This is a genomic window from Phenylobacterium terrae (assembly GCF_042681205.1).
Classification (GTDB): Bacteria; Pseudomonadota; Alphaproteobacteria; order Caulobacterales; family Caulobacteraceae; genus Phenylobacterium; species Phenylobacterium terrae.
Map to the genome: position 1 here is coordinate 2,211,367 of NZ_JBHUEY010000001.1, position 25,784 is coordinate 2,237,150.

General features: G+C 71.6%; 27 protein-coding genes. 13 read left to right on the plus strand and 14 right to left on the minus strand.

The window, feature by feature from the left end:
• Positions 1-69 precede the first annotated feature (69 nt).
• From pstC to ACFSC0_RS11140, 8 genes are all read left to right on the plus strand, one after another.
• Complete coding sequence (gene pstC / locus ACFSC0_RS11105) at positions 70-1,329, plus strand: phosphate ABC transporter permease subunit PstC (RefSeq protein ID WP_377282868.1); 1,260 nt, start codon at positions 70-72, stop codon at positions 1,327-1,329.
• Positions 1,322-2,620 carry a phosphate ABC transporter permease PstA gene (gene pstA / locus ACFSC0_RS11110; RefSeq protein ID WP_377282867.1) on the plus strand — a complete coding sequence of 433 codons (1,299 nt, stop codon included), beginning with the start codon at positions 1,322-1,324 and terminating at the stop codon, positions 2,618-2,620. Before pstC ends, pstA begins: the two co-directional genes overlap by 8 nt.
• 8 nt (positions 2,621-2,628) lie before the next feature.
• Positions 2,629-3,507 carry a phosphate ABC transporter ATP-binding protein PstB gene (gene pstB / locus ACFSC0_RS11115; protein WP_377282866.1) on the plus strand — a complete coding sequence of 293 codons (879 nt, stop codon included), beginning with the start codon at positions 2,629-2,631 and terminating at the stop codon, positions 3,505-3,507.
• 13 nt (positions 3,508-3,520) lie between these two features.
• Positions 3,521-4,225 carry a phosphate signaling complex protein PhoU gene (gene phoU, locus ACFSC0_RS11120; protein ID WP_377282865.1) on the plus strand — a complete coding sequence of 235 codons (705 nt, stop codon included), beginning with the start codon at positions 3,521-3,523 and terminating at the stop codon, positions 4,223-4,225.
• Entirely contained in the window at positions 4,222-4,911 is a 690-nt protein-coding gene (phoB, locus tag ACFSC0_RS11125) for a phosphate regulon transcriptional regulator PhoB (RefSeq protein ID WP_377282864.1), read from the plus strand. Before phoU ends, phoB begins: the two co-directional genes overlap by 4 nt.
• A gap of 144 nt (positions 4,912-5,055) precedes the next feature.
• Positions 5,056-5,514: a VOC family protein gene (locus ACFSC0_RS11130; protein ID WP_377282863.1), complete on the plus strand. Its 459-nt coding sequence runs from the start codon at positions 5,056-5,058 to the stop codon at positions 5,512-5,514.
• A 32-nt stretch (positions 5,515-5,546) separates the two neighbouring features.
• Entirely contained in the window at positions 5,547-6,818 is a 1,272-nt protein-coding gene (gene purD, locus ACFSC0_RS11135; protein ID WP_377282862.1) for a phosphoribosylamine--glycine ligase, read from the plus strand.
• A gap of 80 nt (positions 6,819-6,898) precedes the next feature.
• Positions 6,899-7,978 carry a phosphotransferase gene (locus ACFSC0_RS11140; protein WP_377282861.1) on the plus strand — a complete coding sequence of 360 codons (1,080 nt, stop codon included), beginning with the start codon at positions 6,899-6,901 and terminating at the stop codon, positions 7,976-7,978.
• Here the strand turns inward: ACFSC0_RS11140 and lpxK are convergent.
• The 5 genes from lpxK to ACFSC0_RS11165 are packed head-to-tail and all read right to left on the minus strand — an operon-like array spanning position 7,975 to position 13,736.
• A complete protein-coding gene (lpxK, locus tag ACFSC0_RS11145) occupies positions 7,975-8,985 on the minus strand; it encodes a tetraacyldisaccharide 4'-kinase (protein WP_377282860.1) in 1,011 nt (336 codons plus the stop codon). The genes ACFSC0_RS11140 and lpxK overlap by 4 nt on opposite strands.
• Positions 8,982-10,247 carry a 3-deoxy-D-manno-octulosonic acid transferase gene (locus ACFSC0_RS11150; RefSeq protein WP_377282859.1) on the minus strand — a complete coding sequence of 422 codons (1,266 nt, stop codon included), beginning with the start codon at positions 10,245-10,247 and terminating at the stop codon, positions 8,982-8,984. Before ACFSC0_RS11150 ends, lpxK begins: the two co-directional genes overlap by 4 nt.
• Complete coding sequence (locus ACFSC0_RS11155) at positions 10,244-11,221, minus strand: cation diffusion facilitator family transporter (protein ID WP_377282858.1); 978 nt, start codon at positions 11,219-11,221, stop codon at positions 10,244-10,246. Before ACFSC0_RS11155 ends, ACFSC0_RS11150 begins: the two co-directional genes overlap by 4 nt.
• An 11-nt stretch (positions 11,222-11,232) precedes the next feature.
• Positions 11,233-11,952 (minus strand): lysophospholipid acyltransferase family protein, encoded by a 720-nt coding sequence (locus ACFSC0_RS11160; RefSeq protein ID WP_377282857.1) that lies wholly within the window; start codon positions 11,950-11,952, stop codon positions 11,233-11,235.
• Positions 11,949-13,736: an ABC transporter ATP-binding protein gene (locus tag ACFSC0_RS11165; protein WP_377282856.1), complete on the minus strand. Its 1,788-nt coding sequence runs from the start codon at positions 13,734-13,736 to the stop codon at positions 11,949-11,951. The genes ACFSC0_RS11160 and ACFSC0_RS11165 overlap by 4 nt, the downstream gene beginning before the upstream one ends.
• Before the next feature lie 118 nt (positions 13,737-13,854).
• On the opposite strand from ACFSC0_RS11165, the gene ACFSC0_RS11170 reads away from it, so the two are divergent.
• From ACFSC0_RS11170 to ACFSC0_RS11185, 4 genes are all read left to right on the plus strand, one after another.
• Positions 13,855-14,337, plus strand: coding sequence for an SRPBCC family protein (locus tag ACFSC0_RS11170; RefSeq protein WP_377282855.1), 483 nt, complete (start codon positions 13,855-13,857; stop codon positions 14,335-14,337).
• A 234-nt stretch (positions 14,338-14,571) separates the two neighbouring features.
• Positions 14,572-15,222 carry a fused DSP-PTPase phosphatase/NAD kinase-like protein gene (locus ACFSC0_RS11175; RefSeq protein ID WP_377283316.1) on the plus strand — a complete coding sequence of 217 codons (651 nt, stop codon included), beginning with the start codon at positions 14,572-14,574 and terminating at the stop codon, positions 15,220-15,222.
• 146 nt (positions 15,223-15,368) lie between these two features.
• Positions 15,369-16,385 carry an alpha/beta hydrolase family protein gene (locus tag ACFSC0_RS11180; RefSeq protein ID WP_377282854.1) on the plus strand — a complete coding sequence of 339 codons (1,017 nt, stop codon included), beginning with the start codon at positions 15,369-15,371 and terminating at the stop codon, positions 16,383-16,385.
• A 36-nt stretch (positions 16,386-16,421) separates the two neighbouring features.
• On the plus strand, positions 16,422-17,021 hold the full coding sequence (locus ACFSC0_RS11185; protein WP_377282853.1) for a retropepsin-like aspartic protease: 600 nt from the start codon (positions 16,422-16,424) through the stop codon (positions 17,019-17,021).
• Positions 17,022-17,027: 6 nt separating this feature from the next.
• On the opposite strand, the gene ACFSC0_RS11190 is transcribed toward ACFSC0_RS11185, so the two are convergent.
• The 4 genes from ACFSC0_RS11190 to ACFSC0_RS11205 all read right to left on the minus strand — a co-directional run bounded on the left by ACFSC0_RS11190 (position 17,028) and on the right by ACFSC0_RS11205 (position 20,938).
• A complete protein-coding gene (locus ACFSC0_RS11190; RefSeq protein ID WP_377282852.1) occupies positions 17,028-17,270 on the minus strand; it encodes a DUF4170 domain-containing protein in 243 nt (80 codons plus the stop codon).
• A gap of 89 nt (positions 17,271-17,359) precedes the next feature.
• Complete coding sequence (locus tag ACFSC0_RS11195; RefSeq protein ID WP_377283315.1) at positions 17,360-18,691, minus strand: TldD/PmbA family protein; 1,332 nt, start codon at positions 18,689-18,691, stop codon at positions 17,360-17,362.
• A gap of 37 nt (positions 18,692-18,728) precedes the next feature.
• Positions 18,729-19,130, minus strand: coding sequence for an MAPEG family protein (locus tag ACFSC0_RS11200; protein WP_377282851.1), 402 nt, complete (start codon positions 19,128-19,130; stop codon positions 18,729-18,731).
• 299 nt (positions 19,131-19,429) lie between these two features.
• Positions 19,430-20,938 (minus strand): UbiD family decarboxylase, encoded by a 1,509-nt coding sequence (locus ACFSC0_RS11205; protein ID WP_377282850.1) that lies wholly within the window; start codon positions 20,936-20,938, stop codon positions 19,430-19,432.
• 98 nt (positions 20,939-21,036) lie between these two features.
• On the opposite strand from ACFSC0_RS11205, the gene ACFSC0_RS11210 reads away from it, so the two are divergent.
• Complete coding sequence (locus ACFSC0_RS11210; protein WP_377282849.1) at positions 21,037-21,267, plus strand: hypothetical protein; 231 nt, start codon at positions 21,037-21,039, stop codon at positions 21,265-21,267.
• On the opposite strand, the gene ACFSC0_RS11215 is transcribed toward ACFSC0_RS11210, so the two are convergent.
• From ACFSC0_RS11215 to ACFSC0_RS11235, 5 genes are all read right to left on the minus strand, one after another.
• Positions 21,264-22,247, minus strand: a complete 984-nt coding sequence (locus ACFSC0_RS11215) for a hypothetical protein (protein WP_377282848.1) — start codon at positions 22,245-22,247, stop codon at positions 21,264-21,266. The genes ACFSC0_RS11210 and ACFSC0_RS11215 overlap by 4 nt on opposite strands.
• 26 nt (positions 22,248-22,273) lie before the next feature.
• A complete protein-coding gene (locus tag ACFSC0_RS11220) occupies positions 22,274-22,729 on the minus strand; it encodes a hypothetical protein (protein WP_377282847.1) in 456 nt (151 codons plus the stop codon).
• 113 nt (positions 22,730-22,842) lie between these two features.
• Complete coding sequence (locus tag ACFSC0_RS11225; RefSeq protein WP_377282846.1) at positions 22,843-23,193, minus strand: MmcQ/YjbR family DNA-binding protein; 351 nt, start codon at positions 23,191-23,193, stop codon at positions 22,843-22,845.
• Positions 23,190-23,777 (minus strand): YdeI/OmpD-associated family protein, encoded by a 588-nt coding sequence (locus ACFSC0_RS11230; RefSeq protein WP_377282845.1) that lies wholly within the window; start codon positions 23,775-23,777, stop codon positions 23,190-23,192. Before ACFSC0_RS11230 ends, ACFSC0_RS11225 begins: the two co-directional genes overlap by 4 nt.
• Positions 23,778-23,981: 204 nt before the next feature.
• Entirely contained in the window at positions 23,982-25,745 is a 1,764-nt protein-coding gene (locus ACFSC0_RS11235) for a gamma-glutamyltransferase family protein (protein ID WP_377282844.1), read from the minus strand.
• Between the last annotated feature and the right edge of the window lie 39 nt (positions 25,746-25,784).

Consider the following 25,784-nt stretch of genomic DNA (forward strand, 5'->3'; position numbering starts at 1 on the left):
GTCTATCGGGCGGCCCAAGGCCGGGCGGGACCCGCCGGCCGACCGGTTCAGAACGGACAACCTTCGCCCATGCCCATCTGGGTCGTACTGCTGGCCCTCGTCGCCCTCTCGGCCGGCAGCTTCTGGCTCGGCCGGCAGCGCATCGTGGCGGCCGTCGCCGGCCGACCGCGCGCCGCCCACTCGCTGCCGGGCTACTACGGCGCCTACGCCGCGCTCTGGGCCGCCGGGCCGGCGCTGATCCTGCTGGTGATCGGCGCGGCCTTCGCCGGCCGGCTGCCGTTCGGCTGGGGCGGGCTGACGGCGCTCGCAGCCGTGGTCGCCGTCGTCGGCGGCCTGTTCGCCTATTCGAAGATCCGGCCCGAGCTGCGCGCCCGCAACCAGGTGGAGCGCTGGACCGGCGGGGTGCTGATGGCCTGCGCCGTCGCCGCCGTCCTGACCACCATCGGCATCGTCGCCTCCCTGGTGTTCGAGAGCTGGCGCTTCTTCCAGGCGGTGCCGCCGCTGGAGTTCCTGTTCGGGACCCAGTGGAACCCGCAGATCGCCATGCGGGCCGACCAGTTCGCCTCCACCGGCGCCTTCGGGGCCGTGCCGCTGTTCGTCGGCACCTTCCTGATCATGCTGATCGCCATGGCCGTGGCCGCACCCATCGGCCTGCTCTCGGCCATCTACCTGTCGGAGTACGCCAGCCGCGGCATGCGCGGGGTGGTCAAGCCGCTGCTGGAGATCCTCGCCGGCGTGCCGACGGTGGTCTACGGCTTCTTCGCGGCCCTGACCGTGGGCCCGCTGTTCCGCGGCGGGTTCAACGCCCTGGGCGCCCAGCTCGTCGGCGGCCCGTTCGACGCCCTGGGCCAGCACCTGATGCAGGTGCAGAACCAGATGGCCCTGGTCGCCGGGGCGGTGATGGGGATCATGCTGATCCCCTTCGTCTCCTCCCTGTCCGACGACATCATCAACGCCGTGCCCCAGTCCCTGCGCGACGGCAGCCTTGCCATGGGCGCGACCCGCTCGGAGACCATCAAGAAGGTGGTGCTGCCGGCCGCCCTGCCGGGCGTGATGGCGGCCATGCTGCTGGCCGTCTCGCGGGCCATCGGCGAGACCATGATCGTCACCATGGCGGCCGGCCTGCAGGCCAAGATCACCGCCAATCCGCTGGACACGGTGACCACCGTGACGGTGCAGATCGTCACCCTGCTGACCGGCGACCAGGAGTTCGACAGCCCCAAGACCCTGTCGGCGTTCGGCCTCGGCCTGACCCTGTTCGCCGTCACCCTGGCGCTGAACGTCATCGCCCTGCGGATCGTCCAGAAGTACCGGGAACAGTATGACTGACGCGGCCCTCCCTTCCCCCGCGGCCGCGCGCGCGCCGTCCGAGGCCGCCGCCCGGCGGCTGAAGAAGCGCTACGCCGCCGAGCGCCGGTTCCGCTTCTACGGCCGCGCCGCGATCGTCGTCGCCCTGGCCTTCCTGGCGGTCCTGCTCGGGCGGATCGTCATGCAGGGCTACACGACCTTCGCCAGCTACGACATGAGCGTCCCGGTCCATCTGGACCCGGCCCGGATCGATCCGGCCGACCCGACCGGCGCCAACTACAACCTGATGGTCACCGACGCGGTGATGGCCAGGCTGGGCCTGCAGGACGACGAGTTCGGCGTCACCTCCTCGAAGGTGATGGCCCTGATCTCCAACGACCTCGGCTTCCAGCTTCTGGACCAGGTGCGCGACGATCCCTCGCTGATCGGCAAGACGGTGACCGTGACCGGTCCGGTGCGGGCCGACGCGGCGCTCTACTACAAGGGCGAGGTCCACCGCGATGCGCCCGAGGGCGAGCGCAAGCTGACCGATCAGCAGCTCGACTGGCTGGACGAGCTCAAGCGTCAGGGTCTGGTGACCAGCGGCTTCAACTTCGACTTCCTGACGCGGTCCGACTCCACCGAGCCCGAGCAGGCCGGCGTCTGGGGCGCGGTCGTCGGCTCGGCGATGATGCTGCTGGTGACCGCGCTGCTTTCCATCCCGATCGGGGTCCTGGCCGCGGTCTACCTGGAGGAGTTCGCGCCCAAGACGCGCTGGACCGACCTGATCGAGGTCAACATCAACAACCTCGCGGCGGTGCCCTCCATCGTCTACGGCCTGCTGGGCCTGGCGGTGTTCATCAACTGGCTGGCCATCCCCAGGTCCTCGCCGCTGGTCGGCGGCCTGGTGCTGGCGCTGATGTCGCTGCCGACGGTGATCATCGCCACCCGGTCGGCCCTGAAGGCCGTGCCGCCCTCGATCCGCGAGGCGGCGCTGGGCGTCGGCGCCTCGCGCACCCAGACGGTGTTCCACCACGTGCTGCCGCTGGCCATGCCGGGCGTGATGACCGGTTCGATCCTGTCTCTGGCCCACGCCCTGGGCGAGACCGCGCCGCTGTTGATGATAGGCATGGTCTCCTTCGTGCCGGCGCCGCCGGAGAGCTTCACCTCGGCGGCGACGGTGCTGCCGGTGCAGGTGTTCATCTGGGAGAACGCCTCCGAGCGGGCGTTCCACGAGCGCACGGCCGCGGCCATCCTGGTGCTGCTCGTTTTCATGATCGTGATGAATCTGGCGGCCATTCTGCTGCGCCGCCGCTTTGAAAGGCGTTGGTGAGGCGTCCGATGTTCATTCGTCCCCTGTCCCGCCAGAGGTCACCGATGCCCCACCAGCGCGATGACGCCGCCGGCCACCACACCGGCCAGCTCCACATCGCCGTGGAAAAAGCCGCCGCCGGCGCCAATGGCCCGGCCAAGGTCTGCGCCCGCGACGTCAAAGTCTTCTACGGCGAGAAGCAGGCCCTGTTCGACGTCGGCCTGGACATCCCGGATCGGGCGGTCACCGCCCTGATCGGCCCCTCGGGCTGCGGCAAATCCACCTTCCTGCGCTGCATCAACCGGATGAACGACACCATCCCGACGGCGCGCGTCGAGGGCCGGATCGAGATCGACGGCGAGGACGTCAACGACCGCGGCGTCGATCCGGTGCTGCTGCGCGCGCGCGTCGGCATGGTCTTCCAGAAGCCCAACCCGTTCCCGAAGACCATCTTCGAGAACGTCGCCTATGGGCCGCGCATCCACGGCCTGGCCGCGAACAAGACCGAGCTGGCCGAGATCGTCGAGACGGCCCTGAAGCGCGCCGGCCTCTGGGAAGAGGTCAAGGACCGGCTGCACCAACCGGGCACGGGCCTCTCCGGCGGCCAGCAGCAGCGGCTGGTGATCGCCCGCACCATCGCCGTCAGCCCCGAGGTGATCCTGATGGACGAGCCCTGCTCGGCCCTCGACCCGATCGCCACCGCCCGCATCGAGGAGCTGATCGACGAGCTGCGCAGCCAGTACTGCATCGTCATCGTCACCCACTCCATGGCCCAGGCCGCGCGCGTCTCGCAGAAGACGGCCTTCTTCCACCTGGGCAAGCTGGTGGAGGCCGGGCCGACGGACGAGATCTTCACCAACCCGCGCGATGCGCGGACCCAGGACTACATCACCGGCCGGTTCGGCTGAGGGAGCGGCGGACGTGAACGAGCACATCGTCAAGTCCTTCGAGGACGAACTGAACACCCTGGCCGCCGAGTGCGCGCGCATGGGCGGGCTGACCGAGGCCCAGGTGGCCGACGCCATCACCGCGGTGGTGAAGAAGAACGCCAAGCTGGCCGCCGACGTGGTCGGCCGCGACGACCGGCTGGACGTGCTGGAGGCCGAGATCGAGCGCAAGGCGATCCGGCTGATCGCCCTGCGCCAGCCGATGGCCAACGACCTGCGCCGGACGGTGGCGGCGATGAAGATCGCCTCCAACCTCGAGCGCTGCGGGGACCTGGCCAAGAACATCGCCAAGCGCAGCCTGGTCATCAAGGACGCCGGCCCGATGACCGCCCTGACCCGGCCGCTGGACCGGATGGGCAAGCTGGTGCTGGGCCGCCTCAAGGAGGTGCTCGACGCCTACACCTCCCTCGACCTCGAGCGCGCCCGCGCCGTGTGGACCCGGGACGACGAGGTGGACGAGCACTACAACAGCCTCTTCCGCGAGCTCTTGACCTACATGATGGGCGATCCGCGCACGATCGAGCCCTGCGCCCATCTGCTGTTCGTCGCCAAGAACCTCGAGCGGATCGGCGACCACGCCACCAACATCGCCGAGATCGTCCACTACGAGATCACGGGCGAGGAGATGCTCTCCGCGCGTCCGAAGACCGACGCCCTGGGACTTGAGGAGGCCCCATGACGCCGAACATTCTGGTTGTCGAGGACGAGGACGCCCTCGCCACCCTGCTCCACTACAACCTCGAGAAGGAGGGCTACGAGGTGGCCCTCGCGCCGGACGGCGAAGAGGCCATGACCCTGGTCAAGGAGCGCCTGCCGGACCTGGTCATCCTCGACTGGATGCTGCCCAAGGTGTCGGGCATCGAGGTCTGCCGCCGGCTGCGCGCCCGGCCCGAGACCCGCAACGTGCCGATCATCATGCTCACCGCCCGCGGCGAGGAGAGCGACCGGATCCGCGGCCTCGATACCGGCGCCGACGATTACGTGGTCAAACCCTTCGCGATGAGCGAGCTGTCGGCCCGCGTCCGCGCCGTGCTGCGGCGCCTGCGGCCGGGCCTCGCCGAGGACCGCGTCCGCATCGGCGACATCGTCATCGACCGGGTCGCCCACCGGGTGAAGCGCAACGGCAAGGAGGTCCACCTGGGCCCCACCGAGTTCCGCCTGCTCGACCACTTCATGCAGAACCCCGGCCGGGTGTTCTCCCGCGAGCAGCTCTTGGACGCCGTCTGGGGCTCGGATGTCTACGTCGAGGCCCGCACCGTCGACGTCCACGTCGGCCGCCTGCGCAAGGCCCTGAACCACGGCGAGGCGGCCGATCCCATCCGCACCGTCCGCTCGGCCGGTTACGCGCTGGACCTGGAGGGGTAACGCACGCCCGTCATCCCGGAGAGCCGCGCAGCGGACTCATCCGGGACCCAGAAAGAGGCCGCCGCCGCCCTGGGTCCCGGCTCTTCGCTTCGCTTCGGCCGGGATGAGGTTAGAGTGGGTCCGAGCGACAGCTTGGAGACCGCCATGCTCAGCCTGGACCATGTCGTCTTCCCCGTGCGCGACGCGGGCGCGACGCTGGGGTTCTACCGGGACCTTCTGGGCCTCCCGTTGACCGGGCAGATGAGCGGCGAGGACTGGGACGGCTATCAATACCTGATGATGTTCTTCGGCCTGGGCGGCGGGGCCGAGCTGGTCTGCGTGGCGCTGAAGGGCGCGCCGGAGGCGCCGGTGGACGCCAGGCCCAAGGACGCGCGCCACTACGCCTTCTGCGCCGAGAGCGCCGAGGCCTACGCGGCCTGGAAGCGCAGGCTGGCGGAGGCCGACGTCGCCTCCTGGGAGGAGCGGCACGGCGACCAGCACTCCCTCTATTTCGAAGACCCAGACGGCATCGTCCTGGAGATCACCTGGCCGCCGACCCCGCCGGCCGAGGGCGAGGACCCGGGCGCGGTGACCGAGGTGATGCGCTGGCTGGCCACGGCTTGACCGACCGGCCCTAAGCGGGCCAAACGCGCGCCATGAACATCCTGCTGGTCGGGTCGGGCGGCCGCGAGCACGCCCTCGCCTGGAAGATCGCCGCCTCGCCCAAACTGACCCGCCTCGTCGCCGCGCCCGGCAACCCCGGCATGGCCAAATGTTGCGAGGTCCGGCCGGTGGGGGCGACGGACGTGCCGGCCCTGGTGGCGCTGGCCAAGGAGATCGCGGCGGACCTGATCGTCATCGGCCCGGAGTCGTCGGTGGCGGCCGGCGTGGCCGACGCTATGGAGGCGGCGGGCTTCCCCTGCTTCGGCCCGACCGCGGCGGCCGGGCGGCTGGAGTCCTCCAAGGCTTTCACCAAGGGCTTCTGCGACCGCCACAACCTGCCCACCGGCCGCTACCGGATCTGCGAGGACGCGGCGACCGCCAAGGCCGCCCTGGCCGACTTCACCGCGCCCTACGTGGTCAAGGCCGACGGCCTGGCGGCCGGCAAGGGCGTGGTCGTCGCCCCCACCCGGGCCGACGCCGTGGCGGCCATCGACGACGCTCTCGGCGGCCGGTTCGGCGCGGCCGGGGCGCGGGTGGTGATCGAGGAGTTCCTCGAGGGCGAAATCGGCTCCTTCTTCGCGCTGTGCGACGGCAAGAACGTCGCCCTGATCGGCGAAGCCCAGGACCACAAGCGCGCCTTCGACGGCGAGCAGGGCCCGAACACCGGCGGCATGGGGACCTATTCGCCGGCGCCGGTCTTCACCCCCGAGGTGATCGAGCAGGTCCGCAAACGGTTGGTGGAGCCGACCTTCGCCGGCATCGCGGCCGAGGGGGCGCCCTACCGCGGCGTTCTTTACGTGGAGCTGATGGTCACCAAGGACGGGCCCAAGCTGATCGAGTTCAACGTCCGCTTCGGCGATCCGGAGTGCCAGGTGCTGATGCTGCGTCTTGACGGCGACATCGTCCCCTACCTGGAGGCCTGCGCGAAGGGCACGCTCGACCGGCTGCCGCCGCCGACCTTCCGCGACGAGTCCGCGGTCTGCGTGGTGATGGCCGCCGACGGCTATCCGGAAAGCCCGCTCACCGGCTCAATCATCCGCGGCGCCGACCAGGACTTCGGACCGGACGTCATCGTCTTCCATGCCGGCACCAAGCAGGACCCCGACGGCACGCTGCGCGCCGCCGGCGGCCGCGTGCTGAACGTCTGCGCCCGCGGTCCCTCGCTGCAGGACGCCCTGTCCAGGGCCTACGCCGCCGTCGACCGCATCGACTGGCCCGGCGGCTTCTTCCGCCGCGACATCGGCTGGCGCGCGCTGAAGCGCTGAGCCTCGGATTCGCCGTTGCCGCGGCCCTGGCAGCCTCGGTATGGTCGCGCCGAACAAGCGTTAGAAAAAGGGAGCCGCCCATGGCCGTCATCGACGCCGCCGAGCAGCAGCGCGAGCAGCTGAACACCGGCACGAAAGAGGTCGCGGAGTCCCACAAGTTCGACGAGGCCGCGCTCGACCGCTGGATGCAGGCCAACGTCGAGGGCTACGCGGGCCCGCTGGAGGTGCGCCAGTTCAAGGGCGGCCAGTCCAACCCGACCTACCAACTGGTCACGCCGGGCAAGAAGTACGTCATGCGGCGCAAGCCGCCGGGCAAGCTGCTGCCCTCGGCCCATGCGGTGGACCGCGAGTACAAGGTGATCACGGCCCTCGGCACGACCGGCTTCCCGGTCGCCAAGACCTACGGCCTGTGCACGGACGATAGCGTTATCGGCACCATGTTCTACGTGATGGACATGGTGGAGGGCCGGATCCTCTGGGACCAGAGCCTGCCCCAGTACGAGCCGGCCGAGCGGCGCGCCATCTTCATGGGCAAGCTGAAGACCCTGGCCGATCTGCACAACACCGACCACGAGAAGATCGGCCTTGGCGACTACGGCAAGCCCGGCAACTACATGGGCCGGCAGGTCGACCGCTGGACCAAGCAGTACAAGGCCTCCGAGACCCAGCACATCGAGGAGATGGAGCGGCTGATCGACTGGCTGCCCAAGACGCTGCCGCCGCAGGAGCGCACCTCGATCGTCCACGGCGACTACCGGCTGGACAACATGATCTTCCATCCCACCGAGCCGCGGGTAATCGCCGTGCTCGACTGGGAGCTCTCCACCCTCGGCGAGCCGCTGGCCGACTTCACCTACCTCCTGATGAACTGGGTCAACGGCACGGTCGCGACGATCCCGGACCTGAAGGCCCACGGCATCCCGACCATCGAGGAGTATGTGGACGAGTACTGCCGGCTGACCGGCCGCCCGGGCCTGCCGGACCTCAACTGGTACTTCGCCTACAACATCTTCCGGCTGGCCGGGATCATCCAGGGCATCGTCGGGCGGGCCCGCGACGGCACGGCCAACAGCCCGCAGGCCGCCGCCATGGCCCCGCGCGTGGTCTCCCTCGCCCAGGCCGGCTGGAAGTTCGCCCAGAAGGCCGGCGCCACGGGCTAGTCCGGCAGCACGCGCTCCAGCAGCTTGTTCAGCAGGGCGGGATCGGAGAACCGCGCCCGCACGGGCCAGGCGACGACGCGGCCGCGCCAGTGGGGCGGCAGGCGGACCCAGTCCTTCTCGGTCGTAACGAGGCCCGCGCCGGCGTCGAGGGCGCGGGCGTGCAGGGCCTGCAGCGTCGCCTCGTCGTAGGCGAAGTGGTCGGGGAAGGCGGCGAAGTCGATCAGCTCGCAGCCGGCGGCGCGCAGCGAGCGCTCCACCTTCCAGGGCTTTCCGACGCCCGCGAAGCCGAGCTGGGGTCCGCGAGGCGGCGACTGGGCGGGCTCGAGCCGGGCGATCAGCACCGGAGTCGCGCCGAACAGCTTCAGGAGCTCCGGGTCGGGACGGCCCAGGTCCGCCGGCATCAGCAGCACCACGGCGTCCGCCCGGGCCAGGCCCGCCTGCAGCGGCTCGCGCATCGGCCCGGCCGGGAACACGCCGCCGCCGCCGAACGGCCACTCGCCGTCCCGCGTCTCGCCGTCGACCACCACCAGCGACAGGGCCTTGGCCACCGAGCCGTTCTGGTGGCCGTCGTCCATGACGATCACCGCCGCGCCGGAGATGGCGGCCTCCTCGGCCCCGTCGGCCCGGTTGCGCGCCACCCAGACGGGGCCTTCGAGCGCCAGCAGCAGCGGCTCGTCGCCCACGTCCTGGGCGCTGTGCCGCTCGGGATCGACCTCGACGGGCCCCGGCAGCCGCCCGCCATAGCCGCGGGAGAGGCCGTGCACCGGCACGCCGAGCGCGGTGATGTGGGCCATCAGGGCGCGGACGATCGGCGTCTTGCCGGTTCCGCCCATCGTCAGGTTGCCGACGCAGATCACCGGGACGCCGGGATCGATCGGTTTGGCGCTGGCGATCTTCCAGGCGGTGACGCCGGCCCAGATCCAGGAGACCGGCGTCAGCAAGAGGCGGGTGGCGCCCATGGCGCCGCCGCGCCGCTGGTACCACCACCGGGGGGTGCCGAGGCTCATGCCGGCAGCAGGGGCGAGAGGCGGGCCAGCGCCTCGTCCAGCGCCGCCCCCTGCCGCTGGGCGTAGGCGAGGGCGGCCGCGCCCAGGCTGCTGGCGCGGTCGGGCGTCGCCAGGAGGTCGCGCAGCGTCGCGGCCAGCTCGGCCTCGTCGCCGACCACCACCACCGCCCCCGCCTCGGCCATTTCGGCGTAGACGTCGGCGGCGTTGAAGACGTCGGCGCCGGTGACGACGGCGCAGCCGAGCCGCGCCGGCTCCAGGGGGTTGTGGCCGCCGACCCCGGGAACGAAGGCGCCGCCCATCACGGTGACGGCCGCCAGGCGGAAGAACAGCCCGAGCTCGCCGAGGGTGTCGGCCAGGTAGACGTCGGCCCCGCCGGGCGCCTCGCCGCGGCTGCGAAGTGCGGCCGTCAGCCCGAGCGCCGTCAGCTCCGCCGCGACGGCCGGGCCGCGGTCCGGGTGGCGTGGCGCCACGATCAGCAGGCCCGGGGCGCCGGCCGCGCGCCAGGCGCGGGCGATCAGCGCCTCTTCGCCCGGATGGGTGCTGGCCGCCAGCACGGCGGGATGGCCGGCGAGGCCGGCCTTCAGGCGCGCGAGCTCGTCCGCATCGCAGGGCAGGGGCTCGCCGACCAGCTTGAGGTTCAGCCGGCCGGACGGCGAGCCGCCAAGGCGTTGCAGGCGCGCGGCGGTCGCCTCGTCCTGGGCGAGGATCAGGTCGAAGGCGGCGAGCAGCTCGGCGGCGGCGGCGGGCGCGCGCGACCATCCCCGGGCGCTGGCTTCGGTCATCCGGGCCGACAGCAGCGCCAGGCGGACGCCCGCGCGCCTGGCCTGCAGGATCAGGTTCGGCCACAGCTCGCTCTCGACGAAGATCCCAAGGTCGGGCCGCCAGTGGGCCAGGAAGCGGGCGACGGCGGCAGGCCCGTCCACCGGCGCGTACTGGTGCAGGGCGCCCTGCGGCAGGCGCTTCGCCAGCAACTCGGCCGAGGTGCGGGTGCCGGAGGTGACGAGGACCGAGAGCTCCGGCCGGCGGGCCCGCAGCGCCTGCGCCAGCGGCAGGATCGACACCGCCTCGCCGACGCTCACCGCGTGCAGCCAGGCCAGCGGGCCGGCCGGCCGAGGCGCGGTGGGCCGGCCCAGGCGCTCGGCGATCCGGGCGGGATCCTCCTTGCCCCGGCGGGCGCGGCCGTTCAGCAGCGCGGGCGCCAGCGGCTCGGCCAGGCCCGTGGCGGCGCGGTAGGCGCCGAGCGCGAGGGAGCGGGGGCTCACACCACGTCCGCGGGCGCGAGACGGCAGGCGTCGCCGTCGCCTGTCTCCACCTGCAAGGTGGCGTGGCCGATGCCGAACCGGTGCGCCAGGCCCTCGCAGGCGGCGTGCAGGAAGCCGTCGGGGTCGGCGTTCGCCGGGCGGGTGATGTGGGCGGTCAGCGCCGTCTCGGTGGTGCTCATCGCCCAGATGTGCAGGTCGTGGACGTCGGTGACTCCCGGCCGGCTGGCCAGCCAGGCGCGCACCGCGTCGACGTCGACGCCCTTGGGAACGGCGTCGAGCGCCAGGTCCATGGATTCGCGCAGCAGACCCCAGGTGCCGATGACGATCACCGCCGCGATCAGCAGGCTGAGCGCCGGGTCGATCCACAGGGCGCCGGTCAGCGCCATCAGCCCGGCGCCCACCACCACGGCCAGCGAGACGCCGGCGTCGGCCGCCATGTGCAGGAAGGCGCCGCGGATGTTCAGGTCGTGGTGGCGGCCGCGCATGAACATCATCGCCGTGGCGGTGTTGATCAGCGCCCCCAGCCCCGCGACGATCATCACCGGCGTTGTGGCGACCTCGGCCGGCGCCTGCAGCCGCCGGATCGCCTCGGAGACGATCACCCCCACCGCCACCAGCAACAGGACCGCGTTGGCCAGCGAGGCGAGGATGGAGCCCTTGCGCAGGCCATAGGTCCGCCGCGCCGTGGGCGCGCGCCTGGCCAGCACGGCCGCGGTCCAGGCCAGCACCAGGCTCAGCACGTCCGAGAGGTTGTGACCGGCGTCGGCCAGCAGCGCGAGGGAGCCGAACCAGAGGCCGGCGGCCGCCTGACCCAGCACCAGGGCCGTGTTCAGCCCGACGGCGATGGCGAACGCCCGCCCGGCGTCCGGCGGCGGCCCGTGATGGTGGCCGGGGCCATGGTGATGGCCATGATCGTGCCGGCCATGGTCGTGGTGGCCGTGGTCGTGGGCGTGATGGTGACCGGCGTGGGCCATGCCCCTATCTCTCACCCCGCCGCGGCGTCGGCAACGGGGCGGCCGACCAGCGCCTCGGCGCGTCGCGTGGCCGCCGACAGCCGCTGCGACCAGTCGGCGATCAGCGCCTCGGCCTGCGCTTCGTCCAGCTTCGGCGGGGCGTGGTAGGGGCCGTCCCAGACGACGGCGCCGCGACCGAACGGGGCGGCGAACATCACCTTGTCCCAGGTCTTCAGCTGGGTCGCCGGATGGGCGGCGATGCCCATCAGGAAGACCGGCGCGCCGGTGCGCCGGGCGATCTGCAGAGCGCCGGCGGCGATCACCTCGTTGGGCCCGCGCGGGCCGTCGGGGGTGATGACGAGCGCGCCGCCGTCGGCGACCCAGGTCATGGCCTCGCGGAAGCCCGCCACCGCCGCCCGGGCCTTGGCTGTATCGCCCGGCTTGGCCGAGGAGACGCGGATGGCGGGGAAGCCGGCGCGGGCCAGCGCCTGGGCGATGAACTCCCCGTCCGCCGAGGGCGAGATCATCGCCCGCGTCCGCTTGCGCCACCACTGCGGGGCGGTCGCCAGACACAGCGGGATGCGTCCGTGCCAGAACAGGGCGATGGCGCCGCCATCGCCCGCCAGCACCGGCTCGACGCAGTCCACGTTCTCGTGCCGCCAGCGGATCGTGCGCAGCACGAGCTTCAGGTAGGCGGCGAGCACCCAGCCGAGGAAGGACTGGACCGCCGGGTTGCGCAGCAGTCCCTTCAAGCGGCGGTCTCCGACTCCAGGTCCTGGCTCTTGGCCAGCCGCGCATAGAGGCCGCGCTTGCGGATCAGCCCCGCGTGGTCGCCTTCCTCCACGACCCGGCCCCGGTCGATGACGTAGATCCGGTCGGCGGCGCGCACGGTGGAGAGCCGGTGGGCGATCAGCATGGTGGTGCGGCCGGCCATCAGCCGGGCGAGCGCGGTCTGCACCTGGGCCTCGCTCTCGGCGTCCAGGGCGCTGGTGGCCTCGTCCAGCAGCAGGATCGGCGCGTCCTTCAGGAAGGCCCGGGCGATGGCGATCCGCTGGCGCTGGCCGCCGGAAAGCCGGGCGCCGGCCTCGCCGACCAGGGTCTCGTAGCCGTTCGGCAGCTCGGCGATGAAGTCGTGCGCGGCCGCCGCCTGGGCCGCCGCCTCGATGTCGGCCTGCGAGGCGTCGGGACGCGCATAGGCGATGTTGGCGCGGATGGTGTCGTCGAACAGGAAGGGCTCCTGCGTGACGAGCGCGATCTGGTCGCGCAGCGAGGCGAGGGTGACGTCGCGCACGTCGATCCCGTCGATCGTCACCCGGCCCTGGGTCACGTCGTAGAAGCGGGGGATCAGGTTGAGGATGGTGCTCTTGCCCCCGCCCGAGGGGCCGACCAGGGCCACCGTCTCGCCGCGGCGGACCTCAAGCTTCACGTCGCTGAGCGCCGGCGGGCCCTCGGCGTATGAGAAGCCGACGTCCTCGAAGCGGATCGTCCCCTCGCCGCGCGGCAGCGCCGCCGCGCCCGCGCGATCGCGCACCTCCGGCTCCACGTCCAGCGCGGCGAACAGGCGGCGGGCGGCGGAGAGGCCCTCGGCCATCACCGTCTGCAGGTTGGCGAGCTGGCGCAGCGACTGCGAGGCCATGGCGAGCGCGGCCATGAAGGCCACGAAGGCGCCGACGTTCATCGCGCCCGTCTGGGCCCGCCAGCCGGCGTAGGCCAGTACTGCGGCGGTGATCAGGGTCATGATCAGCTCGGTGGACGGCGCGGCCGCGGCGCGGGCGTTGGCGCCCTTCACCAGGTGCTTCTGGCGGCGGCGGACCACCTCGGCGACCCGGGCCTCCTCGTGCGCCTCGCGGTTCTCGATCTTCACGACGCGCACGCCGTCCAGGCTCTCCATGATCGCCGTGGAGAGGGCGGAGGTTTCGGCCATGGCCCCCTTGGCGGCCTTGGTGGTGCGCTTGGAGAAGCGCCGCATCACCCCGGTGGCCAGCGGGGCTGCGACCAGGACCCCCAGCGTCAGGGCCCGGTCGTTGGAGACCATCACCGACAGGGCGCCGATGACGATCAGCGCGTGCTGGACGTAGTTGACGATCCCGGCCGTCGCCGCCTCGCGGATCAGCCCGGCGTCGTAGAGCACCGAGGAGACGTAGGCCCCGGAGTGCTTTTCCCGCAGGCGGGCCAGGTCAGCCCGCACCAGCTTGCCGAACAGCTGCACCTGGACGTCGCCGACCACGGCGTTGCCGACCCGGTTGACCACCGTGGCCTGGACCACCTGCGCGAAGGCGCGGCCGACCGCGAGGGCCGCGATGGTCAGGGGGATCGCGGTCAGCGCGGCCGCGGTCTTGAACACCATCAGGTCGTTGATGGCCGGCTCGAGGATCGCGACCAGGGCCGCGCTCGTGTAGGCCACCGCCACCGCCGCCACGAGCGACAGCGCCAGCGCCGGCCACCGCGGGGCGAGGTAGCGGCCCCACAGCCGTGCGATCAGCGCGCGGGCCGGCAGGTCGGCCCCGGCGTCGGCGTGGCGCGCGCTCTCGGTCATGGTCCTGGGGTCGGATTTTGCGGCGCCGAAGTCAAGGCGACCGGATTACGCGCGAGGGAATGTCGGCTTGTCGCGATCTCGTGCGTCCTTAGGCTGAACGCCAGCCAAGGAGAGCCTCATGCCCCTCGACGACACCGCCCCGATCAACGACCGCGAACTGGTCCTCGTCCGCGAGATCGACGCCCCGGCCCACGTCCTCTACCGCTGCTGGACCGAGCCGGAGCTGATCAAGCAGTGGTTCGCGCCCAAGCCCTGGGAAGTGCCGCACGCCGAGACGGACCTTCGGCCCGGCGGCGCCTCGCTGATCGTCATGCGCGGCCCGGACGGGACCGAGATGCCCAACGCCGGCGTCTACCTGGAGGTGATCCCCGGCAAGAAGATCGTCTTCACCGACGCCTACACCGCCGGCTGGGTCCCCACCGAGCAGCCCTTCTTCACCGGCATTGTGGAGTTCCACGACCTGGGGAACGGCCGCACCCGCTACATCGCCCGCGCCCGCCACTGGACCGCCGAGTCCAAGAAGCAGCACGAGGAGATGGGCTTCCACGAAGGCTGGGGCATCTGCGCCGACCAGCTGGCGGCGCTGGCCAAGACGCTGTGACCAAAGACCTCTCCCCTCGCTCGGCGGGGGGAGAGTGTAGGGTGAGGGGGGACTCTCCGCTCGCCCCGTGTCCGCCGCTTCGCGACGGGCGCGGTTTCGCCGGGCGCCCCTCACCCAACCCTCTCCCCGCAAGCGGGGAGAGGTCTTTGGACGCTTCGCCGCTTTGCGCTCGTCGCCCCGACCTCCTAGGTAAGCGTCGTGCTCAAACCCGACCGCCCCGAGAACCGATTCGACATGTCCACGCCCGGCGGGCGGGTGCGGACCTATCTCGACTATCTGTGGAACGACCACGCCTACCTGCGCCTGGGCTTTTCCAACGCCCACTGGATCAGCGAGGAGCTGGTGCGCACCAACCAGCCCTGGCCGCACCAGCTGGCGGCCTGGAAGAAGCGGGGCATCAAGACGGTCATCAACCTGCGCGGCGGGTTCGACGCCAGCTTCCACGCGCTGGAGAAGCACGCCTGCGAGAAGCACGGCCTGACCATGGTCGACTTCACCATCACCTCGCGCGAGGTGCCGATCCGCGACCGCGTGCTGGGCGCCAAGCGCCTCTTCGAGACCATCGCGTACCCGGCCCTGATGCACTGCAAGTCCGGCGCGGACCGGGCCGGGATCATGAGCGTCTTCTACATGCACTTCCGCAAGGGGAAGACGATCCGCGAGGCGATGGACCAGCTCCATCTGCGCTACCTGCACGTCCGCCACGGCAAGACGGGCGTCCTCGACTACACCTTCGAGCGCTACCTGCGCGAAGGCGAACCGGCCGGGATGAGCTTCCTGGAATGGGTCGAGAGCCCGATGTACGACCCCGCCGGCATCAAGGCCGACTTCCGCGCCCAGTGGTGGGGCACGCTGATGACGGAGCGGTTCCTGAAGCGGGAGTAGGGGGCTAGGGCCGCGCGCCGCCACACGGGCCTTCAGCTCAGCCATGGCGAGGGCTCCCCGTCAGCCGCCCGGAATGACCGAACGGGCTCCACCGAACTCCTGCGCCGAACCGCGGTACCTCTCCGTGTTCAATCCGGAGGGCGAGGGTGCGGGCGATCATTGTGGTCATGGCGGCGGTGGCGCTCGCCTCGGCGGCGCAGGCGCGGCCCGCGGACGGGCGGCTGATCGAGGGCCGGCCCTGTCCGCCGCAGAGCGAGAGCTACGACGCCTGGGTCGCCGCGCGGTTGAAGGACTATGAGGACGAGGCCGCGCTCGGACGCCAGGCGGGCGTCCCGCAGCCGCCGGTCGACACCTATCGCAAGGCCCTGATCACCCGCGCCGAGTACGAGGCCGGCCTAGGGCGGCCGGCCGCCTGCGAAAAGGTCTTCTACGGCTCGGACGGACTGAAGGTGGCCGCCTACATCTGGCGGCCGGCAGACATGCAGCCGGGCCGGCGGCTACCGGCCGTGGTCGCGCTCCGCGGCGGCAACCGCGACTTCGGCAAGTTCGGGCCCGACAGCCAGCGGCGGATGGCGGCCCTGACCGGCGCCGGATTCGTGGTCATCGGGGTCCAGTACCGCGGCGCGGACGGCGGGGAAGGGCAGGACGAGTTCGGCGGCGCCGACGTCCACGACGTGCTCAACGCCATCAAGCTGGCCCGCAGCCTTCCCGAGGTGGATCCGAGGAACGTCTTCATGTGGGGCCGCTCGAGGGGCGGGATGATGGCCTACCTCGCGGCGCGCGACGGGGCCGACGTGAACGCCTTCGTCGCCGAGAGCGCGCTGGCGGACGTACTCAGCGAGGCCGAGCGGCGGCCCGAGCTGCCGCAGCGGGTGTGGAGCCAACTGATGCCCGACTGGAACCCCGCCCCGGAGGTCGCCATGCGCCGGCGCTCGCCCATCGAGTTCGCCGACAAGGTGGACCTGCCGCCCGTGCTTCTGCTGCACGGCACGGCCGACTGGCGCGCCCATCCCGATAACACCCTGCAGATGGCCAGCCGGCTGCAGTCGCGGGGGCGCCCCTACGAAGTGCACGTGTTCGCGAACGACACCCACGCCCTCGACCTCAACTGGCGCGAACGCGACCGGCTGGTGATCGACTGGTTCCGCCGCCACATGCGATAGGCCGGAACCGCCGGCAGGTCGGGCCATTGCGCAGGCATGCGGAACCTCGCCATCGCCGCGCTCCTGTTGATCGCCGCCTGCGACCAGGTGGCCGTGCCGGGCGCGGCTCCGCCGCCGCTGCGGCCGGGGCTGTCGGAGACGGTGGGGCAGGCGCTCTGCCAGCTCGGCTTCACGGCGATCCCGCTGCGCGAGCTGCGGAGCGGCCATCATCTCGTGGAGGTCAGCCTGAACGGCCAGCCCGCGACCTTCGTGGTCGACACCGGCGCCAACGTCACGGTGCTCGACGCCGCGCTTGCGGAGAAGTTCGGGCTTAAGCCGCGCCTCGGCCTACGCGGCGCAGCCGTCGGGCTGGGCGGGTCGACCGGCGCGCGCCAGTGGAGCCTCGAGGAGCTGCGCATCGGCCCCGTGCCCGTGCGCCAGGGGACCATCGTCACCACCGACCTGTCGCAGGTCACCGGCGCCCTCAGCCGGCTGTCCGATCAGCCGATCTCGGGCATCGTCGGCCAGGACGTGATGAAGGCCCACCAGGCGGTGATCGACGTCGCCGGGCCGACGCTGCACCTGGTCGAGCCGGAAAGCGGCCCGAAGCCGGCCGAGGCCTGCGACGCGGCCGGCTCCTCGGCGCCGCCGGGCTAGGCTGGCCTAGTGCTCGTGCTCGGCCTCTTCCGCGTCGGGGTCGAGCAGCTTGTGGGCGTGGATGATGAAGTAGCGGACCAGGGCGTTGTCGACCGTCTCCTGGGCCTTGGCGCGCCAGGCGGCCTTGGCTTCGTCGTAGGAGGGATAGGCGCCGACGAGGTCGACCTTGGAGAGGTCCTTGAAGGTGTTGTGCTCCAGGTCCGACAGCTCGCCGCCGATGACCAGGTGAAGCAGCTGTTTCTCAGCCATGAGAAGTCCCGAAAATCAGGTCCATTTGGGTTGGCGATAGGGCCGCCCCGCGTCGGACGTCAACGGCCGAGCCGTCGCAGGGCTCCATTTCACCGGCCAGCGATCGCCAAAGCGTCAACGAGGATGGACGGCGCGTTCGAGGCGCCGCGGATTTCTAGGTCCGAGCCGGGGATCAGGCGGCCGTAGATGTCGATCAGGTTCCCGGCGACGGTGATCTCGGTGACCGGGTAGGCGAGCTCGCCGTTCTCGAACCAGAAGCCGGAGCAGCCCACCGACCAGTCGCCGGTGTTGCCGTTCAGCGAGGGGCCGAACATCGAGGTGACCAGCAGGCCAGATCCCGCCTCGCGCATCAGCTCGGTCTGATCCTTGTCGCCGGGCTTCAGGGTCAGGTTGTTGACGCTGACCCCCGGCGGGCCGGCCAGGCCCCGCGAGGCGTGGCCGGTGGAGGTGAGGTTCAGCTGGCGGGCCGAGCTGGAGTTCAGCAGCCAGGTGGTCAGAACCCCGTCGTCGATCAGCGCGCGGGGGCCGTTGGCGACGCCCTCGTCGTCGAAGGGGCTCGAGCCCAGGCCGCGGACCCGGTGCGGGTCGTCGGTGACGAAGATCCCCTTGGCGAACACCTGCTGGCCCAGCTTGTCCTTCAGGAAGGAGGTGCCGCGGGCGATCGAGGGGCCGGAGATGGCCCCGATCAGCGGGCCCAGCAGTGAGGCGGCCAGCCGGTTCTCGAAAATCACCGGGGCGGTAGTGGAGGCGATCTTGCGGGCCCCCAGCCGCATGGCGGCCCGCCGGCCGGCCTCGGCGCCGATCCGCTCTGGCTCGGGCAGATCCTCCTGCCAGCGGGCCGAACGCCAGTCGTGGCCGTTCTCCATCCCGCCGTCGTCGGCGGCGATGGCCGAGGCGCCGATGGAAAAGCCGGAGGCGCGGTGCAGGCCGGAAAAGCCGCCGCTGGTGACCAGCCGCCACTGCGAGCTGGACCAGGAGGCCGAGGCGCCGTCGGAGTTGGTCACCTTGTCCACGGCGCGGGCGGCGTCCTCGGCGGCCCGGGCGCGGGCTTCCAGGGTCTCCGGCGAGGGCTCGGCCGGATCGAAGAGGTCGAGCTCGGGGAGGGGGCCGCGGGCCAGCAGCTCGGGGTCGGCGAGCCCGGCGTAGGGATCCTCCGGCGCCAGCTTGGCCATGGCGACGGCGCGCTCAACGAGCTTGGCGCGCGCTTCGGCCGAGATGTCCGAGCCGGACACCGTGGCCTGGCGGCGGCCGACGAACACCCGCAGGCCGAGGTCCCGGGCCTCTTCGCGCTCCACCTCCTCCAGCTCGCCCAGCCGGACGGTGATCGAAAGGGCGCTGCGCTCGGCGCTGACCGCCTCGGCGGCGTCCGCGCCGGCCTTCAGGGCCTGGGAGATGAGGTCGCTCAGCAGGTTCTCGTCCATGCCCGCCATATGGCCGCCGCGGCCGGTGCGGGCAAGCTCAGGCGATGGCGTAGACGAGCAGGGTGGAGGCGATGAAGACGTAGGCGAGCCAGGTGACGCTGGCCCCGATCGACCGGGGCCAGGAGGTTTCGCCGGAGCGCGACAGGCCGATGGCGTGCGCCAGCCGGCCGCCGAACAGCATCGCCCCGCCCAGATGCACCGCCAGCGCCGGCGCTCCCGCCAGGGCCAGGACGCCGAGGCCGACCAGCCCGGTCGGCACGTATTCGGTGGCGTTGCCGAAGGCCCGGATCGCCTGGGCCAGCTCCGGCACCCCGCCGTCGCCCAGCGCCACGTGGTGCTTCTGCCGCTGGCGCACGACCAGCACCGAGAGGACAAGCAGCAGAATGAGGTGCAGCCCTGTCCAGAGCGCCGCCGCGGCCGGGCCGGATCCTGGGTCCATGTGATCTCCCTGCGGTCTGGACGGGGCGAGTGATGGACTGCGCGGCGGGGCGCGGCAATGCGGCGGGGCGTCCGCCTACCCCCTGTTTCGTCAGGGGCGGCTTCATGTCGGCCCGGCGATGACAGAGGAAAGGGATTCCCTCCCCTTCAGGGGAGGGTGGTCCCGAAGGGGACCGGGTGGGGGAGTCCTGGACCGCCGAAGAGCTGCGCAATCAGCGCCCGGCAGCCTGGTCACTCCCCCACCCGTCCGCTTCGCTGCGCTCGCGTCCACCCTCCCCTGAAGGGGAGGGAAGGCGGCGCCTACTCCGGCAGCCCCAGCCGGCTCCACTTCTCGGTGACGGCGGCGACCACGTCCGGATCCATCGCCAGCAGGCGGCCCCATTCGCGGTGGGTCTCGGGGGGCAGCTTGTTGGTGGCGTCGAGGCCGATCTTGGAGCCCAGGCCGGATTCCGGCGAGGCGAAGTCCAGGTAGTCGATGGGGGTGTGCTCGACGAGGGTGACGTCGCGGGCCGGGTCCATCCGGGTGGAGACGGCCCACATCACGTCCTTCCAGTCGCGGGCGTCCACGTCGTCGTCCACGACGATCACCCACTTGGTGTACATGAACTGGCGAAGGTAGCTCCAGACGCCCATCATCACGCGCTTGGCGTGGCCGGGGTAGGCCTTCTTCATCGACACCACGGCGATGCGGTAGCTGCAGCCCTCCGGCGGCAGCCAGAAGTCCACGATCTCCGGGAACTGCTGGCGGATCAGCGGGATGAAGACTTCGTTCAGGGCCTCGCCGAGGATCGACGGCTCGTCGGGCGGGCGGCCGGTGAAGGTGGTCAGGTAGATGGGATCGCGCCGCATGGTGATGGCGCTGACCTGGAAGACCGGGAACCTCTCGACCGAGTTGTAGTAGCCGGTGTGGTCGCCGTAGGGGCCCTCGTCGGCGTACTCGTCGAGCAGCACGTGGCCCTCGATGACGATCTCGGCCTGGGCCGGCACCCTCAGCGGCACGGTCTTGGCCGGCACGAGGTCGAGCTTGGCCCCGCGCAAGAGGCCGGCGAACTGGTACTCCGAGAGGGTGTCGGGCACGGGCGTGACGGCCGCCAGGATGGTCCCGGGATCGGCCCCGATCACCGCGCAGGCGGGCAGGGGCTCAGGCCGGCCCGCCGCCTTCCACCGCTGGTGATGCTGAGCGCCGCCGCGGTGCGCCAGCCAGCGCATGATGGTGCGGTCCTTGCCCAGCACCTGCATGCGGTAGATGCCCAGGTTGTAGTCGTCCTCGCGGGCCGTCCCCGGGCCCTTGGTCACCACCAGCGGCCAGGTGATCAGCGGCGCCGGCTCGCCGGGCCAGCAGGTCTGGATCGGCAGCTGCGAGAGGTCGATCTGATCGCCGGTGAGCACGACCTCCTGCACCGGCGCGCGCTTCACCGTCGCCGGCCGCATGGACATCACCGTCTTGGCCAGCGGCAGCATGTCGAAGGCGTCCTTCAGCCCCCGCGGCGGCTCGGGCGCGCGCAGGAAGGCGAGCAGCTCGCCCACTTCGCGCAGGTCGGCGGCGGTGGTCCGTTCGCGGCCCTCCAGGGTGACCCCCATGGCCACCCGCTTCACCGTGCCGAACAGGTTCACGAGGGCCGGCATCGAGGCGACCTGGCCGTCGGCGCGGATGGGCTTTTCGAACAGCACCGCGGGCCCGCCGGTCGCCAGCAGCCGGCGCTGGATCTCGGTCATCTCCAGCACGGACGAGACGGGCTCGGAGACACGCACCAGCTCGCCCGACGCCTCGAGCTTCTGAAGGAACTCCCGCAAGGAGCGGTACGCCATGGGATCTCCTGCGCCTTGGACAGGCCAAGCCTCTATGCGCCGCGGCGGCCCCTGTCACCTCTTGCGGCCGCGGGGCGCCGGGGCTTAAGTCGCGCCCGATGAAGCGCCTCGACCTCGACGACCTGCCGCCCAAGGCCGCCCAGCTGCTCAGCGGGGTGGAGGACGGCGAGGAGCTGTTGCTGGTGCAGAACGGCCTGGTGGTCGCCCGACTGGTCGGCGGGCCCGCGCCCGAACCCGAAGGCGCGGAGGAGGCCGAGGCCGTCGAGCCGGAGATGCGCACGCGCGAGATCTTCGAGCAGTTCCGCTCGCTGATGGAAGATGACTTCTAGCGGGCTGAGCCGGCGGCCAGCTCCTGCTCCCACTCGGTCAGCACGCCCAGCTCCCCGGCGCCGGCGAACATCCTCTGAAGGCTGCCGTAGCTGGTGCGGTAGGCCTGCAGCATGTCGGCGCGGGCCAGGTTCTGGGCGCTGAGCACGTAGCCCTCGCCGGCCCGCGTGCAGCGTCCTTCGGCGGCGAAGGCCGCGAGCCGGCGCCGCGTCTGCTCGTAGGGCAGGGCCAGCCGCTCGGCCACCTCCCGCACGCTGGCCGGACGGCGCAGAGCGTCGGGCACGAACCCGTCGGGCCCCGCCCGCTCGTCGCCGCGCTCCTCGTCGGGGATCCTGCGGGTGTTCAGGTCGAAGACCGCCAGCAGGGTGAGGCCGCCGACCAGGCTCCCCGCCGTCCGGATCATCGGATCCACCAGGCGCAGCACGAAGTCCGAGGAGAGGCGCGCCACGGCCCGCAGCGGGGGCGCGGCCGGAGCCGGCGGCGAGTTGGCGGGCGGGGGCAGGCAGCCGGCGGTCCTGAGCCGAAGGTAGAGGCCCCTCACGGCGCGGTAGTTGGTCTCCAGGATGGCGACGTGGGCCGCCGGAACGACCTGGCTCTCGGGCACCACCAGCCCGCGGTGAGTGATCTCGCACAGCCCCTTCTCGGCCATGTGCACGACCCGGCGGCGCACGGTCTCGAACGGCAGCTGGAGCGAGGCGGCGACGGCGTTGATGCTGATCGGCCGCCGCAGCTCGTCGGGCGGCGGCGCGTCGGCCGTCGCGTACCGGCGCTGCAGCTCCGGGTCGGCCGTGATCGGCGCGACGTTCGCCTGGATGATCGCCAGCAGGATCAGGTTGTCGGTGAAGTCGCGTCCCGCCGAGGCGTAGACGACCGCGTCGAGCAGGAACTGGTTCGACGCCCGCATCGCCAGGCGCAGGACGGTCAGCGGGACCTGTCTGTGGTCGCCGACCTCGGCCGCAACCGCGCTCTGGGGATTGTCCAAGCCGCGTCACTCCATCCGACTTCAGATCATGGTTCTGCGCGGCCCGCCTGGGTCTCGTCTAGTCTGGGAATCGCCGCCAGGCCGATGTGCCGCGAGAGCGCGCGGCGCGCGGTCTCGAACGCCGGACTGGCGACGCTTCGGCCGCAAAGGTGCAGACTGGTGGCGCTGAAGTCGAGCAGGCTGGAACCGCGGTCGAGCTGGTCCACCGCCCGCTCGTAGGGGGTGAGACCGGCCGGGCTGTCCAGCTCCGGCTCGCGGATCACGTGCCCCGTGTCGAGCTCGGCGATGAAGCCGCGGAAGCCGCCCTCCGCCCCGGCGATGCTCATCTGGCCGCACACGTGACCCTCGTGGAGGACCAGGTCGCGGAACTCGACCGCGGCCGTATCGCCGGCGTAGCGCGCCGCCAGCCGCTTGCCCTGCTCCAGACTCATGGGCGTGCAGCCGCAGACCGTGAACGCGGCGGCGACGAGAAGGATACGCATCTCTGATGAAGAGCCCCGGAAAACACTCGGCGCAGCCCCCTGCGCTCAGGGCCATCTATAAGAAGCGGTTTGCAGGCTTGGTTACCGGCCCCTGCGACAAGGCGGCGCAGGGATCAGGGGCCGGGCAGGGCCGCCTCGTACTGCCGCGCGAGCTTCTTGGGCATCACCTTGCGCCAGCGCCGCTCGAGGAAGTTGCGCAGCGATCCCGGGTCGACCGTCTCGATGCGGGCCAGCACGCTGGGGTAGTCCTTGTAGTGCGGCGTGATGTGGAAGGTCTGCGGCTCCGCCTCCATCAGCATCTCGCGCTCGTCGAAGGGCACCTCCAGCAGAACCAGGCTGTCGTCCTCGGCCCGGATGCGGGTGAAGAACTTGCCCTTCACCTTGAAGGAGGGCCGACCGTAGGAGGTGCCTTCCTCGGTCTCCGGAAACGACAGCACCAGCCGGCGAACCTCTTCGGGGGTCATGCCTCGTCCCTCCCTGTGCGCACGAGGCCGATCTTGCGCCCATGGGCGCTGTCTTCAATCAGGATCTTGAGGCGGCGGGCGCGGGTCTCGGGCCGCCTGGCGCTGACCACCCAGTTGAGCGCGACCTTGCGGTACGAGGGCGGGAAGGCGTTGAAGGCGGTCCAGGCCGCCGGGTCGGCCTGGAAGGCGGCGGTCTCGTCGGGAGCGAGTTCGGCGAGCGGCCGTTCGAAGGCGTACTGGCCGGTCTTGGCCTTCGGGTCGGCGAAGGCCGCCTCGCCGGCCGGTCGGATCCGCCCCTCGGCCCTCAGCTCATGGAAGCGCCTGATGTTCTTGGCGCTCCAGATGCTGCCGCGGCGCCTGGGCGTGAACCGGATCGTGTAGGCCTCCTCGCCCAGCGAGCGCCGCACGCCGTCAATCCAGCCGAACGACAGGGCCTCGTCCACCGACTCGTTCCAGGTCATCGACGGCCTGCCCGACCCCACCTTCCAGAATCCGACCAGCAGCTCGGCCGCCGTGGCGTGGTGCTTTTCCAGCCAGGCGCGGAAGTCCTCGGGGGCGGCGAAGAAGGTGGGTTCGGGGATCATCGGTTGCCATCCTCCTCTCCCCCGACGCGAAGCGCGAGGGGAGAGGTCGGGAGAGGGGCGGCCCAGGTCGCAACGCCGCTCCCGGTGATTGGGCGAGTCGCTCCGCGGAGGTGCGCCTCCATCAACCGCCTCGCAGCGCCGCCGCCGCTCCCCCCTCTCCCTACCCTCTCCCCTCGGGCTGCGCCTCGGGGGAGAGGAGGGCGCCTAATACGCCAGCGCCACGCCGTCCTTGCGCATCTCGGTGGCTGCGGCGTAGCGGCCCGGCCAGCGCTCGATGGCCTGGTAGCCGCCGAAGCCGCCGTCGGAGGGACCGAATTTCCAGCCGATGCGGGCGAGCTGCGCCTTCGTCGTCTCCGGCACGCCGGTCTCCAGCCGCAGGGTCCCGACGCCCTTCTGGGCCTCGCCGGTCGGCTCGGTGGAGCCTTCGTGGTGCCAGCGGGGCGCATCGCCCGCGGCCTGCAGGTCGAGGCCGAAGTCGACCATGTTCGAGATGATCTGCGCCTGGCCCTGCGGCTGCATGTCCCCGCCCATGACGCCGAAGGCCAGCCAGGGCTCGCCGCCGCGGGTAGCGAAGCCCGGGATGATGGTCTGGAAGGGCCGCTTGCCGGGGGCGTAGAGGTTGGGGTGGCCGTCCTCCAGGGCGAACAGCTCGCCCCGGTCCTGGAACATGAAGCCCATCCCGTCCGGCGACAGCCCCGAGCCCATGCCGCGGTAGTTGGACTGGATCAGGCTGACCATCATCCCGTCCGCGTCGGCCACGCAGAAGTAGGTGGTGTCCCCGCGGCTCGGCGCCTGGCCGGGATGGACGGGCGTCAGGATGCGGTCGGGCCGGATCAGCTTGGCGCGCTCGCGGGCGTAGTCCTTGGAAATCAGCCATTCGACCGGGGCCTGGTAGAAGGCCGGGTCGGCGTAGTGGCGGGCGCGGTCCTCGAACGCCAGCCGCTTGGCCTCGACGCCGTGGTGGATGGCCGCCGCCGACTGGAAGCCCATGGCCTTCACGTCGAAGGTCTCGAGGATGTTGAGCAGCTGCAGCGTCGCCAGGCCCTGGCTGTTGGGCGGGAGGGCCCAGACGTCGACGCCGCGGTAGCTGGACGCGCGCGGCTCGACCCACTCCGAGCGGTGGGCGGCCAGGTCGGCCCGAGTCATCCAGCCGCCGATCCGCTTGAAGTAGCGCTCGATGTCCCGGGCAATGTCGCCCTCGTAGAACTCGCGCGGGCCGCCGTCGGCGATCCGCTGGTAGGTGCGGGCCAGCGCCGGGTTCTTGAAGATCTCGCCCTCGCGCGGGGCGCGGCCCTCGGGCGCCCAGACCTTGTTGAAGTTCTCCACCTCCTCGATGCCGGCCCCGGCCTTGTTGAAGTTGATGAAGCTTCGGCCGAGGTAATAGGCGACCGTCTGGGCCACCGGATGGCCCTCCTCGGCGTGGCGGATGGCGCGCGAGAAGAGGTTCTTCCAGGGCAGCTTGCCGTACCGGCCGTGCAGGTCGCCCCAGGCGCCGACGGCGCCCGGCACGCTCACCGACACCGCCCCGTAGGACGGGATCAGCCCGTTCTTCGCGCGGCTGCGCACCGTCTCCAGGGACAGGGCTCGGGGGCTGCGCCCGGAGCCGTTCAGCCCCACCACTTTGCGCTGCTTGGGGTCCCACAGCATGACGAAGGCGTCGCCGCCGATGCCGCAGGCGATCGGCTCCACCAGCCCCAGCACCGCATTGGCCGCGATCGCCGCGTCCACCGCCGAGCCGCCGGCCCGCAGGATGTCGATCGCCGCCAGCGTCGCAAGCGGATGGGCGGTCGCCGCCGCCCCGTGCAGCCCCCAGGCCGCGCTCCGCGTCGCGAACGTCGCGCCGTCGATCCGGTCCCCGGCCCGCACGTCCGGCCGGTTCAGGTTCGGATTGCCCGCCCGGCTCTGGGCGAACGCCGAGCCCGCCGCCACGGCGGCGGGCAGGGCGGCGAGGAAGGTGCGGCGGCGCATGGGCGAACTCCGTTGTACTTGCTCAACAAGTCCCGGTTT